At 64.8% G+C, this 15,011-nt stretch carries 15 protein-coding genes; 7 read left to right on the plus strand and 8 right to left on the minus strand.

All coding sequences use genetic code 11. The annotated features are described in order from the left end of the window. Positions 1–91 precede the first annotated feature (91 nt). From B0G71_RS25505 to B0G71_RS41455, 4 genes are all read right to left on the minus strand, one after another. The gene (locus B0G71_RS25505; RefSeq protein WP_106278318.1) at positions 92–436 is read right to left on the minus strand and encodes a DUF1488 domain-containing protein; all 345 of its coding nucleotides are present in this window, start codon (positions 434–436) and stop codon (positions 92–94) included. Further along, positions 433–996: a DUF4142 domain-containing protein gene (locus B0G71_RS25510; RefSeq protein ID WP_116145187.1), complete on the minus strand. Its 564-nt coding sequence runs from the start codon at positions 994–996 to the stop codon at positions 433–435. The genes B0G71_RS25505 and B0G71_RS25510 overlap by 4 nt, the downstream gene beginning before the upstream one ends. A 102-nt stretch (positions 997–1,098) precedes the next feature. Beyond that, complete coding sequence (locus tag B0G71_RS25515) at positions 1,099–1,650, minus strand: type 1 glutamine amidotransferase domain-containing protein (protein ID WP_116145189.1); 552 nt, start codon at positions 1,648–1,650, stop codon at positions 1,099–1,101. Between the two features lie 147 nt (positions 1,651–1,797). Then, on the minus strand, positions 1,798–2,139 hold the full coding sequence (locus tag B0G71_RS41455; protein ID WP_181916821.1) for a chemotaxis protein: 342 nt from the start codon (positions 2,137–2,139) through the stop codon (positions 1,798–1,800). Positions 2,140–2,350: 211 nt separating this feature from the next. Here B0G71_RS41455 and B0G71_RS25520 point away from each other — a divergent pair, with 211 nt between their 5' ends. Next, positions 2,351–3,670 carry a DNA topoisomerase IB gene (locus B0G71_RS25520; RefSeq protein WP_116145191.1) on the plus strand — a complete coding sequence of 440 codons (1,320 nt, stop codon included), beginning with the start codon at positions 2,351–2,353 and terminating at the stop codon, positions 3,668–3,670. An 84-nt stretch (positions 3,671–3,754) separates the two neighbouring features. Here B0G71_RS25520 and B0G71_RS25525 read toward each other — a convergent pair whose 3' ends face one another. Then, on the minus strand, positions 3,755–4,048 hold the full coding sequence (locus tag B0G71_RS25525) for a hypothetical protein (RefSeq protein ID WP_121308783.1): 294 nt from the start codon (positions 4,046–4,048) through the stop codon (positions 3,755–3,757). A gap of 204 nt (positions 4,049–4,252) precedes the next feature. Beyond that, complete coding sequence (locus B0G71_RS41460; protein ID WP_181916822.1) at positions 4,253–4,396, minus strand: hypothetical protein; 144 nt, start codon at positions 4,394–4,396, stop codon at positions 4,253–4,255. A gap of 27 nt (positions 4,397–4,423) precedes the next feature. Between B0G71_RS41460 and B0G71_RS25530 the strand changes: the two genes are divergently transcribed. The 4 genes from B0G71_RS25530 (at position 4,424) to B0G71_RS25545 (ending at position 7,538) form a co-directional block, all read left to right on the plus strand. Next, positions 4,424–4,951, plus strand: coding sequence for a PRC-barrel domain-containing protein (locus tag B0G71_RS25530; RefSeq protein ID WP_116145195.1), 528 nt, complete (start codon positions 4,424–4,426; stop codon positions 4,949–4,951). A gap of 153 nt (positions 4,952–5,104) precedes the next feature. Continuing rightward, the gene (locus B0G71_RS25535; RefSeq protein WP_116145197.1) at positions 5,105–5,491 is read left to right on the plus strand and encodes a DUF3175 domain-containing protein; all 387 of its coding nucleotides are present in this window, start codon (positions 5,105–5,107) and stop codon (positions 5,489–5,491) included. A 91-nt stretch (positions 5,492–5,582) separates the two neighbouring features. Continuing rightward, on the plus strand, positions 5,583–6,902 hold the full coding sequence (locus B0G71_RS25540; RefSeq protein ID WP_116148875.1) for a sodium:proton antiporter: 1,320 nt from the start codon (positions 5,583–5,585) through the stop codon (positions 6,900–6,902). A gap of 66 nt (positions 6,903–6,968) precedes the next feature. Then, positions 6,969–7,538, plus strand: a complete 570-nt coding sequence (locus B0G71_RS25545; RefSeq protein WP_116148877.1) for an aromatic acid exporter family protein — start codon at positions 6,969–6,971, stop codon at positions 7,536–7,538. Here the strand turns inward: B0G71_RS25545 and B0G71_RS25550 are convergent, their stop codons facing one another. After that, positions 7,539–8,489: an AraC family transcriptional regulator gene (locus B0G71_RS25550; RefSeq protein WP_116145198.1), complete on the minus strand. Its 951-nt coding sequence runs from the start codon at positions 8,487–8,489 to the stop codon at positions 7,539–7,541. A gap of 116 nt (positions 8,490–8,605) precedes the next feature. Between B0G71_RS25550 and B0G71_RS25555 the strand changes: the two genes are divergently transcribed. After that, positions 8,606–8,977, plus strand: a complete 372-nt coding sequence (locus tag B0G71_RS25555) for a carboxymuconolactone decarboxylase family protein (RefSeq protein ID WP_106278336.1) — start codon at positions 8,606–8,608, stop codon at positions 8,975–8,977. A 30-nt stretch (positions 8,978–9,007) separates the two neighbouring features. Here B0G71_RS25555 and B0G71_RS25560 read toward each other — a convergent pair whose 3' ends face one another. Beyond that, complete coding sequence (locus B0G71_RS25560) at positions 9,008–10,060, minus strand: aldo/keto reductase (RefSeq protein WP_116145200.1); 1,053 nt, start codon at positions 10,058–10,060, stop codon at positions 9,008–9,010. A gap of 256 nt (positions 10,061–10,316) precedes the next feature. On the opposite strand from B0G71_RS25560, the gene B0G71_RS25565 reads away from it, so the two are divergent. Beyond that, positions 10,317–14,789 carry a DEAD/DEAH box helicase gene (locus B0G71_RS25565; protein WP_258875662.1) on the plus strand — a complete coding sequence of 1,491 codons (4,473 nt, stop codon included), beginning with the start codon at positions 10,317–10,319 and terminating at the stop codon, positions 14,787–14,789. Positions 14,790–15,011: the final 222 nt, after the last annotated feature.

Consider the following 15,011-nt stretch of genomic DNA (forward strand, 5'->3'; position numbering starts at 1 on the left):
AAGGCCTCCTTGCATCGTTGATAGCGTTTGCGGACCATGCCGCCGCATTTCGCCGCGCGGCATCGCGCGCTAGCGGCGGCACGCGCCGGCCTTACGCCGTGGTGCCGCGATCCGGTTCCATGCCTTCCACTCTGAACAGTCCGCTATGCAACACTACGCCTTCACCGTCGTTCTGGTCGAGTGCTTCGGCGCAAACCGAACGGATACGTTGACGACCTTTATCGAAAGCCGACATCAGCGTGGCTTCCAGGGCGGAATCGGCGCCGAAATGATCCTCGAGCGCCTCGGCGGTAATCGTACATACGACCGGTTCGCCGTCCACTCGCGCCATGAAGCGCACGGTCAGGTTCGCTCCGTCGAAGACCGGCTTGTCGTCGGAAAAAGTGATCTGCATAAGGGAATCCTCATAGGCCGGCCGCGGCCGGATCGCATTCATGGCGAACCCTTCATTGCGCCGGCGAGTTGCTGCGCCATCGCGAGATGATGTTTGATGATCGGCAGCGCGTGCGCGGCCGCGGCCTTGAGTTGCGCGTCGGTGCCGCTGGTGCTTTCCTGCTGGAAGAGATCGACCGCTCGCTGGTGTGCTTCCACCCCAACCTGCTCGACGTAGGCCTGATCGAAATCCTTGCCCTTGAGCGTCTGGAGTTTGCCGACCAGCGCGGAATCCGCCGACGGCGTTGAGGTGAAGCCCTTCTTCGAGACGAGCGCCGCCATGCCGTGCGAGAGTTTCGTGTGATCCGTGATCATCTGCTGCGCGAATTTCTTCACGTGCGGATCGCTGGAATTCTTTAGCGCGACCTTGCTGGCCGCAATTTCGGTGGCGTCGGACTGCGACGCGTCCTGCACGAATTGCTGATCCGCCGGCGAAAGCTTCGTGCCGCTAACCGGCGCAGCGCTCGCCGGGGCATCGCTCGCCTGCGCGTAGACCGCGCCAATGGACGCCGCGCTGAAACTCAGCGCGACGGTCATCACTTGTAGGGAATACCGGATTTTCATGCATTTTCTCCCAGATCGCCGGATACGCCGAAGCGGAACCGATAAGACGGAGCGCAGCTTCATTCCATCTTCGCGCGCGCTTCGTCACCTTCGACACAACATTCATGCCGCCTTGCGCTTCGACAATTGCGCAATCAGCGTTTTGTTAAAGGCCGGGAGGTCGTCGGGCTTGCGGCTACTGATCAGATTGCCGTCCTCCGCGACTTCCTGGTCCACCCAGCTGCCACCGGCGTTGCGGATGTCGTCCTGCAGGCTCGGCCAGCTCGTCATCGTGCGGCCCTTGACGATTCCAGCCGACACCAGCAACCACCCGCCATGGCAAATCACCGCGATCGGCTTCTTTGCGCTGTCTGCTGCCTTGACGAAGGCTTGCGCCTGCGGCAGCAGACGGATGGCGTCGCCGTTGACCACGCCGCCTGGCAACACCACCGCGTCGTAATCGTCCGCGCTGGCCTTGTCGAAGGTCGCATCCACCTCGACGGCGTCGCCCTTATCCACGTGCTTGAAACCCTGAATCTTGCCGGGCTTCGCTGAAATCACATGCACTGTCGCGCCCGCCTCAACGAGCGCGCGTTGCGGCTCGATCAGTTCCGCCTGCTCGAATCCGTCCACCGCGAGTACCGCCACCTTGTAACCATTCAACGCACTAGCCATCCCTCATCTCCTTCGTTTCAGTGCCGGGCCGGCAATGCCGCGTGGCCAGCCCTTCGATTAAGTCATTGTGAGCAAAGTACGTGCCCATACGTTCGGATCGCGCGCCCGGTTCACGCGCCCGCGTGACGCCTGCCGCCCGACGCCCGTTCACAAACCTTGCGGGTCATCGTCGAGGCCGTCATCGTCATTCGCCAGCGGATCGATCACACGGTCCGGCTCGATGTCCGCATCCGGTACCAGGGTGGAATCGCCGTCGGCAGCGGCGCGTTCACCTGTGCCGGCACGATCCGTATCGCTGCCGAGTTCGGTGTCGCCGGTTTCGAGCGCGTGATTGTCCAATTCGGTATCCACGTCGAATTCATGACGCTTCGCACCGGCGACATCGCTGCCGCTATCGGACGAATCGCTCGGGCCGAGCGCGCCGGTCGTGCCGGCGGTTTGTTTGACGACCTGTTCCGGCTCTTCATCGGGATTCAGGGTGCTGCTCATGGCGCTCTCCTTGGTTGATTCGCTTCGTTCGATACACGTAGCGAACTTCCGCAAGGACTGTTCCGCCCGCTCGCGAAGCAAGTCCGAAACAACCCTGGCGCCATCTCCGCCGTGCCGACGACGGCGCCAGGCATTAGCGTTGCTTGCAGGCACGGGCACCGCGCCACGCGCCGCGCCACGCGCCTTTTGCTTGAAATTTCTACCAGCGACAATGGCTGCTACAACGACCCCGATTCAACGCCGCCCCGCACGCGCGGACGACGACAGCGCTAAACAGCCCACGCCCGCCGCCATGCCGCCGGGCCTGCGCCATGCCGACGACACGAAGCCCGGCATCACGCGTGAGCGTGAAAAGGACGGCTTCGCGTACTTCGACGTGACGGGCAAACGCATCGACGACGAAGACGAAATCAAACGCATCAACGCGCTCGCCATTCCGCCGGCATACGAAAACGTGTGGATCTGTCCGGATCCGCGCGGCCATATCCAGGCGACGGGGCGCGATGCGCGCGGCCGCAAGCAATATCGCTATCACCCTCGCTGGCGTGAAACGCGCGACGCGGACAAATACGAACGCATGGCCGAGTTCGGCCACGCGTTGCCGAAGATCCGCGCCCGTGTCGCGCGAGACCTGAATCTGCCGGGCATGCCATGCGACAAAGTCATCGCCGCGATCGTGCAGTTGCTGGATACGACGCTGATCCGGATCGGCAGTGTCGAATACGCGCGCGATAACCAGTCGTATGGTTTGACGACATTGCGCAAGAAGCACGTGAAGATCGAAGCCGGCCAGTTGCGCTTCAGATTTCGCGGCAAAAGCGGCGTCGAACACGACGTGACGGTGAACAACCCGCGCGTCAAACGCATCGTGCGGCGTTGCGCCGACCTGCCGGGCCATGACCTGTTCCAGTATCTCGACGCGGACGGCACGCGCCACACCGTCGGCTCCGCCGATATCAACGACTATCTGCGCCGCGCGAGCGGTGCGGACTTCACGGCCAAGGACTATCGCACATGGGCCGGCAGCGTTTATGCACTGGCCGCGCTGCGCCGCCTGATGTGCAGCAGTGCGGCTGAAGCACGCCGTCATATCGTCGCGACCGTGAAGGACGTGGCGGCGTTGCTGCGCAATACGCCGGCCGTTTGCAGACGTTGCTACATTCACCCCGCCGTGATTAGTTCGTTCGAAGCGGACGAGTTGCAGCGCCTCGCGCCCGCTGAATCGCGCCGCGGGTTGAAAGCGGACGAAGTCGCGCTGGCCACGCTGCTTGCGCAGGCGGAGAAACGCGCGGCGAAGCTCGCACGGCAGGCGGGTGCGAAAGGCCGCAAGGCGCGCGAATCGGCGGTGGCGGAAAGCATCGACGATTCGATCACGAGTCTGCTGAAGAAATCGCGCGTGGTGCGCAAAGCGGCAGCCGCGAAGGTCGATGCGAAGACGGGAGCGCAAGCTGCGCGGCGAGCCGCCGCGCCTCGGGCGACAGGTGCGCGCGCGGCGAGTGCGTCACGTGCAGTGAAACAGACCGCGCCTTAGAACCTTGAAACTGGAGAGATCACCGCGCAGGGCCTGTCGCGCTTTTTGAATCGTCGCGTTTGGCCCCGCCGCTTCACCGCGCGCTCACTGACCTTTCGTATCGCTGCTTGCGTCCGCGCCCGGCGTATTGGTCGAATCGGTCATCGGCTTCCTGGTTTTCGTTTTAGACATGTGATGCGATTTGGAGCCACTGGAACTCATCGCTCCCGATGGGGGTTGTCCATTCGTGGTCGGTGCCGCTGTCGCCGCGCCGTGAGCGTTCCCCGAACCGCCGGTGCCCGCGCCGCCACCGTTACCGTTGCCGCCGCCCGCTTGGGCGAACGCCGCGCCCGACATCGCAACGAGTGCCGACACCAGCAATGCTTTTGTATGTTTCATCAAAGTCTCCGTGGATAGATGGACAGCGCGCGCAGATGATCAATCGCGCTGCCGGCCAACCATCCCGCAAGGGCTATGCCGCATTGCAAGGACATGCCGCCAGCCTCACTGTGAAACGCGTCGTCGCGAGCCAATCAGTCGGCAGTTGCTCCTCAGTTGTCTTCCTCTACTCCGACGAAATATTTTCAATCGCGTCAGCACGCTTTACGCGTTCAACGCCACGTCCGGCACGCCGATACGCACGCGCTTCGCGCAAAACGCACGCGTGTACGACGCATGGAGCACCCCGCGCAATATCGTGCGCAGGCCTTCCGCCACACGGAGGAACGCCGGTTGCTCAACTTGCACACACCCAACCTGTAGAGGAGGCTCATCATGGTGAACCAGACACAAACGCAAGGCGGCATGCGCCAGGAACAGGGCGCCCGGGTCATCGGCAAGGGCAGCTCGACCGCGGAAGGCCCCGGCCCGGACGTGATGGCCGCCGCCACGCTCGACGGCAACAAGGTGCTCAGCAGCGACGGCGAGGACATCGGCAAGATCAAGGACATCATGCTCGACGTCGGCTCGGGCCGCGTTGCGTATGCCGTGCTCTCGAGCGGCGGCTTTCTCGGCATCGGCGACAAGCTGCTCGCCATTCCATGGCATGCACTGACGCTCGATACCGGCCGCAAATGTTTCGTGCTGAACATGACCGCGGAACGCGTGAAGAACGCCCCGGGCTTCGACAAGGACCACTGGCCATCCATGGCGGACCAGACCTGGGCGACGTCCGTGCACCAGTACTACGGCAGCGAACCCTACTGGGGCCGCGACTCGAATTTGCGTCGCGACGACTATGGCGTGGGCGACGTTCCGCCCGCGTCGTCGGATGCGCCGGAGGCCGGCGGCCTGAAGTTGTAACGCGTGCTCACGGTCGGCGCACGTGGCCGTAGGGCGCCACGCGCGCTGACACCGATGCGCCGGCATGCCGCCATCGCGGCAGCCGGCGCGTTTCACTTTGAGCGCACAATGAGCGTGATCAACGCGCGCAAGATTTGATAAGGAGGCGGCAGCATGGCCACACGCAAATCCACCAGCAAGTCCAGGCGCCCAGTCACCCGCGGCAAGTCGGGCCGGCCGCCGCGCCAGCGGCATGCCAAGGCTCACGCGGCGCATGCCGCTAAAAGCCCGAAGAAGTGGTCGCATCACGTCATCGAAACCAGTGACGCGATGGATATCCAGCACGACGTGTTCAAAACCGGCAGCGCGGAATCGATCGCGCAATCGCTCAAGCAGTCGTCCACGAAGAGCCGCCGCCGCAAAGGCACGCCGTTTCAGTCGGCCATGTCGATGCTGAACTTCTATATCAACCGCGCCGGCAAAAACCTGCCGAAAACGCGCCGCGACACCCTGCAACAGGCCAAGCGCAAGCTGCGCGAAGCATTCGGACGCGCGCCCTGAAATGACGCGCCGGTAATCGGCGCGGCGGGGCGCACCGTTGTTCAACCGGCCACGCATGCAGCACGCGCATGCGGGCCCTCACCGGATGCTCATGCACGAAACTTTGTGGTTTCTCATCGTCGGCGCCGTGCTCGTTTTTATGGGCCTGGCGGCGACCACACTGCGGCGCCTACCCATCAGCGCCGCCATGTTTTATCTCGCGATCGGCTATTTTCTCGGGCCGCCCGGTATCGGCTTGCTGCGCCTCGATATGATCGCCGACGCGCATCTGCTGCGCACCATCACCGAAGTCGCACTACTCGTCTCGCTGTTCGCTATCGGCCTGCGATTGCGGCTTGGCATGCTCGAAAAACTCTGGACCGTGCCGCTGCGTCTCGGCTTTCTTGCGATGCTCGCGACCATTCCGCTGCTGATGCTGTTCGGCGTGTACGTCCTGCATCTCGGCTGGGGGCCGGCCTTGCTGCTGGCGGCGATCTTGGCGCCGACCGACCCGGTTCTGGCCCACGATGTGCAAGTGCACAACCCCGGCGACCACGATCTGCTGCGCTTCGCGCTCTCCGGCGAAGGCGGACTGAACGACGGCATCGCGCTGCCCTTCGCGATGCTCGGCCTCGCGTTATGCGCGGCGCCCGCCGCCGAAGCGGGCGATCTGTTGAACTTCGCGCTCGCAGGCAGCATGGTGTGGGGCGTGGCGGGCGGAATCGCGATCGGCGGCATGCTCGGCTGGGCCACCACCCATGCGGTGACGTGGCTGCGCACGCGCCACGCGCAGGCGCTCGGACTCGAAGGTTTTTTCGCGCTCGGTTTGATCGTGCTGTCGTTCGGCGCCGCGCAGCTTGCGCACACCTATGGCTTTCTGGCCGTGTTCGCCGCCGGTGTCGCGATGCGCCGTGTCGAACACCGCGCGAGCGGCGGCCAGTCGCCACGCGAGACCATCGGCACCGTGGATTCCGCAGACGTCGAAGCGACCGCGGCGAATCCGAGCAAGGCGCACGCGTATATGACGGAGTCGGTGCTCGGCTTCACGATCGAGCTCGAACGCATCGCCGAGGTCGCCGTCATGGCAATGGTCGGCAATGTGCTCGCCACGCTGCACACGCCGCTCTTTACCTGGTACACCGTCGCGCTGACCGCGGCGCTATTCGTGCTGGTGCGGCCGGCAGCGGTGGAGTTGTCGCTGCTCGGATCGAGCGCGACACCGACGCAGCGCCGTTTGATGAGCTGGTTCGGCATACGCGGCATCGGTTCGTTTTACTACCTCGCGTACGCGCTGGAAAACGGCGCTGCAACCGAGGTCGTCCCACTCGTGCCGTTCACGCTGGCGGCGATCGCGGCGTCCGTGGTGATTCACGGCGTTTCGGCGACACCGTTGATGAGCTGGTATCGCCGGCTGCGCAGTCGTGAAGGTTAGTTCGACCGTCAATCGGAGTCGCTAGAATACGTGACCTTCATGCCGCGACAAGGCTTCTCCCATCCGATGATCCCACCCGACGATTCCCGACGCACGGCACGGGCGAGCGCCGCCAACTCGCTGTTTGCCTTTCTCAAGTCGTTGCCGCTCGGCGAGCGCCTGATCGAAGGCAGCTTCATGGCTGTGCAGGCGGTCGCCGGCGCGAGTCTGGCGGTCGCCATCGGCCGCCTGCTGCATACGGAACAAAGCTTCTGGGCCGCCATCACGGCGATCGCGGTCAGCCAGCATAGCTATGTCGACACCCGCAACCTGTCGCGCGATCAATTCATCGGCGCGATGCTGGGCGGCTTGTGCGGACTGGTGGGTGCCACGTTCGGCGCCGGCTATTTCGCGGCTTACGCGGCCACGGTGGGCGTGGCAATCGCCCTGTGCTGGACGCTGAATGTCGGCAGCGCGGCGCGTCTGGGCGGAATCACGGCAACGATCATGCTGCTGGTGCCGGGCATAGGGCCCGCGTGGGACAGAGCCCTGCTTCGCCTCGGCGAAGTGACGCTCGGCACGGTCTGCGCGTTGCTGGTGGCCTTTCTGATGTCGTGGATCGAGCATCGCTGGTTTGGCAAACCGGGCAAGCCGTAGCTAGTTTTCCGTCCCATCGTTTTCTTGCGGACGACGCCGGTAGCGTCCCGGCGGCACGCCGACACTTTGCTGAAACGCCTTGCCGAAAGCGGCTTCCGATTGATAGCCGACCGCCTCGCCGATCTCGGCCGCGCTGCGCTGCGTGCGGCGTAGCAGATCGCAGGCGATGGTCATGCGAATCTGCGTAAGAAAGTCCATCACTGTCATGCCCGCGCGCTCGTTGAAATGGCGTGCGTAAGTGGCGCGCGACATGGCGGCGAGAGCGCCGAGTTCGGCGATGGTCCACGCCCGTTCGGGCGCGCTCAGCATGCCCTGCACAGAAGCGCCGAGGCGTGCGTCGGCAAGCAAGGCGAGTACGCTTGACGCCGAGGCGTTCTGCTCGCCGTGCGCCCTCAGCGCGATGGCGAGCAGCGCGTGGCTCAACGCGGTGACGATCGCGAGCGCGCCCGCCTGGCGTCGTTCGGCCTCGCTGCGCATCAGCGCGATGACCGTTTGCAGCGAGCCCCGCGTTTCCATGCCGCTCAGCGAGACATGCAACGGATCAGGCAGCGCGTTCAGTAGCAAGGCCGACGAACCTGGCGAATAGACGAAGCGTCCGCACAGAAGATCGAGGTCGGCGGGGATGCGCGCGCTGTCGTTGCCGTCGTTGCGTCGCAACGGCAGCATGCCGTCATGGCTTTGCGTCAACGGCGCGGTGGCGCTCGAGCGCTGCACATCGCGCACCCGATGCGCCGCGCCGCGCGGAAACAGCATGAAGTCGCCCGTGCGCAACTCGCGCTGGGCGCCGTCGGCGGTTTCGACGACGCACGCGCCGTCCAGCACCAGATGAAACGGCGCAATGCCCGCTTCCAACTGCCCATGATCGATGTCGAAGGCGCCCGACAGCAGGCAACGCAGGTCGAGACTGGCTTGGGGCCGGGCAAGGTCGATCAGTCGGCTAAGCGTATCCATGAGACGATCGCGCTAAAAGTTGAGCGAATCGAGTATTCAGGATATCGCGGCGCGGCGCAATACTTGTCTCACGACGCCGGCACCTGCCGGCGCGCATCACCCCAAGGAGCACTGCCATGTTGAACTGGATCGATTACCGTCAGGAACTGTTCGGCCGTATCGGCGAAATCGCCAAACTGTCGCCGGATACCGTCAGGGGTTATCAGGCGCTTTCGACCGCCGGCCAGAAGAAGGACCTGCTCGGCGCCAGGACGCGCGAACTGATCGCGCTCGCGGTCGCGGTCAGCCTGCGTTGTGACGGTTGTATCACCGTCCATACCGCCGAAGCGCTCAAACATGGCGCAACGCGCGAGGAAATCGCCGAAGCGCTGGGCGTGGCGATCGCCGTCAATGCGGGTGCCGCGATGGTGTACTCGGCTCGCACGATGGATGCCACAGCGGCTTATACAGCGCAGGCGTCTGACGCAGCGCAGGCTGCCACGGAATGACCGCCGGCATCGCGAGATGCCGGGCTGCCGCTACACCGCCGGATGCCGCGCCTCTTCAAGCTGTTTGCGGCGCGGCTCGCCCTGACGCTCCAGCATCCAGCCCGGATATTCCGTCGGCAGCGCACTGACCTGATCGAGTTTTACGAGGTCATCCGCGGTGAGCGAAACGTCGGTCGCGGCGATATTGTCGTCGAGCTGCTCGACCCTCTTCGCGCCGACGATCACCGTGGTGACCACCCGCTGATGCAGCAGCCACGCGAGCGCAATCTGCGCGACCGATACCTGCTTCGCCTCGGCGATCCCGCGCATCACGTCGATGCAGTCATAAGCGCGCTCGCGATTGACTGGCGGGAAATCGAACGTCGTGCGACGGCTGCCCGCCTCGCCCTGTTGCTCACGCCCGTACTTGCCGCTCAGCAGTCCGCCCGCGAGCGGACTCCACACCATCAGGCCGAGGCCTTCGCTGTGCAGCATCGGCGCGAGTTCGCGTTCGAGGTCGCGGCCCGCCAGCGTGTAATACGCCTGCAACGTTTCGAAGCGCGTGAGCCCGAGGCGCTCGGAAATGCCGAGCGCTTTCGCAATCTGCCACGCGGCCCAGTTCGACACGCCCACGTAGCGCACATGGCCGTGCTGCACGAGCGTGTCGAGCGCGCGCAGGGTTTCCTCGATCGGCGTGGCCGGATCGAAACCGTGGATCTGATACAGGTCGACGTGATCGAGTTGCAGCCGCTTCAAGCTCGCCTTCACGCCGTCGATGATGTGATAACGCGAAGCGCCGCGCGCATTGGGGAACTCGCCCGTCTGGCCGAAGACTTTGGTGGCCACCACGATCTTGTCGCGCGGCACCTTGAGGTTTTTCAGCGCCTGGCCCGTGATCTGTTCGGACAGGCCCTCCGAGTAGACGTCGGCTGTGTCGATGAAATTGATGCCCGCGTCGAGCGCCCGGCCGACCAGCCGCTCCGCGTCCGCCTGCTGCAGATCGCCGATCTGCTTCCAGATGCCCCCGCCGCCGCCGAAGGTCATCGTGCCCAAACATAGCTCTGAGACAAAAACACCGGTACGGCCCAACTGGTTGTATCGCATCGTCGAGACTCCATCGTGGTTCGTGGATGGGTGAGGCGTAGAGAGTACTGCAATCGGCGGAATCCGGCAGCGCGCGACCCAGGCGCGCGTCACGCGGCAAAAATTCCCGCAACGCGGCTTTCGCTCGCGACATAAATGCCGATCCGCGGCCCTCGGCAAAACCGGGGTAAACCTGCCAGACTAATTCCTGAACCATGCAACCGGCTGCTTTCGCCGCCCTCTGGATATGGCACGCCTCGCCCCCAACTATGCAAGCATGACTTCGGCTTCCACCATTACTGCTGCTTTGGGCGCGGCGCCTGCCGCCGCACCTGTCGCGACGCCCGCCGTCGGGCTCTCGACGGCCGGCGCGCTCGCCGATTTCCATCCCGCGGTCGCGAGCTGGTTCCTCAAGACCTTCCCCGCGCCGACCGACGCCCAGGCCGCCGCGTGGCCGCAGATTCGCCGTGGCCGCTCCACGCTGGTGGCCGCACCGACCGGTTCGGGCAAGACGCTCACCGCCTTCCTGTCCGCGCTCGACGATCTGGTCCAGCAGGGCCTCGCCAACGGCGGCGCTCTGCCCGACGAAACGCTGGTGGTCTATGTGTCGCCGCTGAAGGCGCTCTCCAACGACATCCGCCTCAACCTGCAGTTGCCGCTGCAAGGCATCGCCGCGGAACTCGACGCGCGAGGCTTGCCGCCGCTGGATATTCGCACCGCCGTGAGAACAGGCGACACCACGCAGCAGGAGCGCAATGCGCTGAAGAAGCGCGCGCCCCATATTCTCGTCACCACGCCGGAATCGCTTTACGTGCTGCTCGGTTCGGACTCCGGCCGCCGCATGCTGTCGACCGTGCGCACGGTGATCGTCGACGAAATTCACGCGCTCGCCGGCGGCAAGCGCGGCAGCCATCTCGCGCTCAGCCTGGAACGGCTCGACGCGCTGTGCCAAAGGCGCTTGCCGCGGATCGGTTTGTCGGCGACGCAAAAACCGGTGAGCGCGGTCGCGCGCTTTCTGGTGGGCGGCGGCAGCATCGACAGCGGCATTCCAGCCGACTGCGCGATCGTCGACGTGGGTCATATTCGCGAACGCGATCTGGCGCTCGAGATTCCACCCGTGCCGCTCGAAGCGGTCATGCCCAACGAAGTGTGGGAGCGCGTCTACGACCGCCTCGCCGAACTGGTGGCGATGCACCGCACCACGCTGATCTTCGTCAATACGCGCCGCATGGCCGAGCGCGCCGCGCGTCATCTGACCGAGCGGCTGGGCAAGGACGCGGTCGCCGCGCATCACGGCAGTCTCGCGAAGGAACATCGTTTCGACGCCGAACAGCGCCTCAAGCGTGGCGAACTGCGCGTGCTGATTGCGACGGCTTCGCTGGAACTCGGCATCGATATCGGCGACGTCGATCTGGTCTGCCAGATGGGTTCGCCGCGCGCGATCGCGCCGTTCCTGCAACGGGTCGGGCGCTCGGGCCACCATGTCGGCGGCATGCCGAAAGGCAGGCTGTTTCCGAATTCGCGCGACGATCTGATCGAATGCGCCGCGCTGCTCGATTGCGTTCGGCGCGGCGAACTCGACGCGCTACGTATTCCGCGCGCGCCGCTCGATGTGCTGGCCCAGCAGATCGTCGCGGAAGTGTCGAGCGCCGAATGGAACGAAGACGCGCTGTTCGACCTGATGCGGCGCGCGGCCCCGTACGCGGACCTGACGCGCGAGCAGTACGACGCCGTGCTGCGCATGCTTGCCGAAGGCTACACGAGTCGCAACGGTCCGCGCGCCGCGTACGTGCATCGCGACGTGGTGAGCGGCACGCTGCGCGGCCGGCGCGGCGGCAAGCTGGTCGCCGTCACCTCGGGCGGCACGATTCCCGAAAACGCCGACTATGCCGTCGTGCTCGAACCGCAGGCCATCAATATCGGCACCGTCAACGAGGACTTCGCCGTCGAAAGTCTGGCCGGCGACGTGTTTCAACTCGGTAATGCGTCGTATCGGATTCTGCGGATCGAGAGCGGGCGTGTGCGGGTCGAAGACGCGCAGGGCCAGCCACCGAATATTCCGTTCTGGCTCGGCGAAGCGCCGGGGCGCAGCGACGAACTGTCGTTCGGCGTCGCGCGTTTGCGCGAACAGATCGAGCGTCTTCTCGACGATAAAAACGCTGCGGCGGGCGAACCCGACACCGCAGCCGAAACGCTTGCCGCCCGCATCGATCATGCGATCGGCTGGCTCGTCGACAACCTGCATCTCGACGAAGCCGCCGCGCGCCAGATCGTCGACTATCTTGCCCGCGCGCGAGCCGCGCTCAGCGTGCTGCCCACGCAGAACACGCTGGTCATGGAGCGTTTCTTCGACGAATCCGGCGGCACCCAGCTCGTGATCCACGCGCCGTTCGGCAGCCGAGTCAACCGCGCGTGGGGCCTCGCGTTGCGCAAACGGTTTTGCCGCACGTTCAACTTCGAGCTGCAAGCCGCCGCCACCGAAGACGCGATCGTGCTGTCGCTGACCGGCAGCCACTCCTTCGTGCTCGACGAAGTATGGCGCTATCTGCATTCGAACAGTGCCGAGCATCTGCTGATTCAGGCGCTGCTCGACGCGCCATTGTTCGGCGTGCGCTGGCGCTGGAACGCCACGACCGCGCTCGGCCTGCCGCGATACACGGGCGGGCGCAAAACCGCGCCGCAATTGCAGCGCATGCGCAGCGAAGATCTGCTCGCGAACGTGTTTCCCGAACAGGCCGCGTGTCTGGAGAACGTGGTCGGCGAACGCGAGCTGCCGCATCATCCGTTAGTGGACCAAACCGTCGACGACTGTTTGCACGAGGCGATGGACAGCGAACGCTGGATCGCGCTGCTGCGCCGTATCGAACAGGGCGACGTGCAACTGGTCGCGCGCGATTTGCCGGCGCCCTCGCCGCTCGCCGCCGAAATCCTCAACGCCAAACCGTACGCCTATCTCGACGACGCGCCGATCGAGGAACGCCGCACGCAAGCCGTGTTGAACCGGCGTTGGACCGACCCGTCGAGTGCCGACGATCTCGGCGCGCTCGACGCGGAAGCCATCGAAAGCGTGCGCGATGAAGCATGGCCGCAAGCGCGCAACGCCGACGAGATGCACGAAGCGTTGACCGGCCTTGCCTGCATCACCGAGGCCGAAGCGCGCCGCAACGAAGGCTGGCCGGCCTGGCTCGCGTCGCTGGCAGACTCCGGCCGCGCCACCCGCCTGCAGCTCGCCCACGATTGCGCCCTGTGGCTGCCGGTGGAACGCGTCACCTGTTTTCAGGTGCTCTATCCGCACGCTGAATTCGCGCCGCCGCTCGCCGCGCCGAAAGGCTACACGGAAAGCTGGAACGAAGACGACGCGCTGATCGACGTGCTCCGTGCGCGTCTGACCGGCTTCGGCCCGCTACCTGTCGGCGCGATTGCCGAAGCGCTGCAATTGCCGGCCGCATCGGTCGAACAGAGCCTGACGCGCCTCGAAGCCGAAGGCTACGTGATGCGCGGCCGCTTCACGCCGCAAGCCGCCGAAGAAGAATGGTGCGAACGACATCTGCTCGCGCGGATTCACCGTTACACCGTGAAACGCTTGCGGCGCGAAATCGAGCCCGTGGAGCGGCACGATTTCATGCGCTTTCTGTTCGAGTGGCAGCATCTGACGCCGGACACGCGCAGCGAGGGGCGCGACGCGCTGGCCGCGGTCCTCGAACAGCTCGAAGGCTTCCAGGCCGCGGCGGCCGCATGGGAGGAAGACATCCTGCTCGCGCGCGTGAAGGCGTATGCGAATACTTCGCTCGACGAACTATGCCGGGCCGGCAAGATTGTCTGGACGCGCCTGACGGAACGCGCGCGCGGCACCGGCGGGCCGATCCGCAGCACGCCCATCGTGCTGCTGCCGCGTGCGCAAGTGCGCGTATGGAGCGCGTTGCTCGATCCGTCGAAACAACCGGAGTTGTCGGCGCGCGCGCAGAGCGTGTATGAAACGCTCCTGCAACACGGCGCGATGTTCTTCGACGAATTGCTCGCCGAAGTTCGCGTATTGCGTATGGAATTGGAGAATGCGCTGGGTGAGCTGGTGGCGGCGGGCCTGGTGAACTCAGACAGTTTCGCGGGCTTGCGCGCGTTGCTGAAACCGGTTGCCAGACGCAACGCGTTTTCCAGCAACCGGCGCGCGCGCTCGAGTGCGCTGATCGGCGGCATGGACGATGCGGGACGCTGGGCGCTGGTCAGCCGGCCCACCGCCAGTCCCGCTGCCGCGACAGAGAACGTGCCGGAGCGCCGCCGGCAATTGCCGCCTGAAGTGCTGGAACATGTCGCGATGACGCTGTTGCGCCGTTACGGCGTGGTCTTCTGGCGACTGCTCGAACGCGAAGCCGAGTGGCTGCCGCCGTGGCGAGACCTGCTGCGCGTTTTTCAGCGGCTCGAAGCGCGCGGCGTGATTCGCGGCGGACGCTTTGTGAATGGCCTCGCCGGCGAACAATTTTCGCTGCCCGAAGCAATTCCCGTGCTGCGAGAAGTGCGGCGACATGCGAACGACGGTGCTTTTGTCTGTGTCGCCGGGACTGATCCGCTGAATCTCGCCGGCACGTTGCTGGTCGGCGAACGGGTGCCCGCAGTAGCGGGGAACCGCATTCTGTATCGCGATGGGATCGTGGCCGCGACGCTCGTGGCAGGGACTTTCTGGTTCGAACCGTCGTTGGAAGCGGTTCCCGCCGAAAGAGAAAAGGCTCGGGCGTGGCTGGCGCGGCGGTTTTAGCTTTTGGAATGCGCGCGGATCGCCGTAAATTACCTGAGTGTGACGGAAAAAATAGCATGTAAAAAAGGATGTGGAAAAGCCTAAAGCCACAAGTTTTACTGACCGTTAATCTTTATAAGCCTTATTCCAATCGCTTCGCTACAATGGGGACAGTCTTAAGTATGATGAAGACTGTCTGCCGCCCCCGCCTTCAAGGCGGCCACCGGCACACACCGCCCGGGG

The organism is Paraburkholderia sp. BL27I4N3 (genome assembly GCF_003386115.1).
GTDB lineage: Bacteria > Pseudomonadota > Gammaproteobacteria > Burkholderiales > Burkholderiaceae > Paraburkholderia.

Bases quoted from the DNA above. Each gene is read 5' to 3' on its own strand.
- B0G71_RS25505 (WP_106278318.1), bottom strand. From the start codon at position 436: ATGAATGCGATCCGGCCGCGGCCGGCCTATGAGGATTCCCTTATGCAG.
- B0G71_RS25510 (WP_116145187.1), bottom strand. From the start codon at position 996: ATGAAAATCCGGTATTCCCTACAAGTGATGACCGTCGCGCTGAGTTTC.
- B0G71_RS25515 (WP_116145189.1), bottom strand. From the start codon at position 1,650: ATGGCTAGTGCGTTGAATGGTTACAAGGTGGCGGTACTCGCGGTGGAC.
- B0G71_RS41455 (WP_181916821.1), bottom strand. From the start codon at position 2,139: ATGAGCAGCACCCTGAATCCCGATGAAGAGCCGGAACAGGTCGTCAAA.
- B0G71_RS25520 (WP_116145191.1), top strand. From the start codon at position 2,351: ATGGCTGCTACAACGACCCCGATTCAACGCCGCCCCGCACGCGCGGAC.
- B0G71_RS25525 (WP_121308783.1), bottom strand. From the start codon at position 4,048: ATGAAACATACAAAAGCATTGCTGGTGTCGGCACTCGTTGCGATGTCG.
- B0G71_RS25530 (WP_116145195.1), top strand. From the start codon at position 4,424: ATGGTGAACCAGACACAAACGCAAGGCGGCATGCGCCAGGAACAGGGC.
- B0G71_RS25535 (WP_116145197.1), top strand. From the start codon at position 5,105: ATGGCCACACGCAAATCCACCAGCAAGTCCAGGCGCCCAGTCACCCGC.
- B0G71_RS25540 (WP_116148875.1), top strand. From the start codon at position 5,583: ATGCACGAAACTTTGTGGTTTCTCATCGTCGGCGCCGTGCTCGTTTTT.
- B0G71_RS25545 (WP_116148877.1), top strand. From the start codon at position 6,969: ATGATCCCACCCGACGATTCCCGACGCACGGCACGGGCGAGCGCCGCC.
- B0G71_RS25550 (WP_116145198.1), bottom strand. From the start codon at position 8,489: ATGGATACGCTTAGCCGACTGATCGACCTTGCCCGGCCCCAAGCCAGT.
- B0G71_RS25555 (WP_106278336.1), top strand. From the start codon at position 8,606: ATGTTGAACTGGATCGATTACCGTCAGGAACTGTTCGGCCGTATCGGC.
- B0G71_RS25560 (WP_116145200.1), bottom strand. From the start codon at position 10,060: ATGCGATACAACCAGTTGGGCCGTACCGGTGTTTTTGTCTCAGAGCTA.
- B0G71_RS25565 (WP_258875662.1), top strand. From the start codon at position 10,317: ATGACTTCGGCTTCCACCATTACTGCTGCTTTGGGCGCGGCGCCTGCC.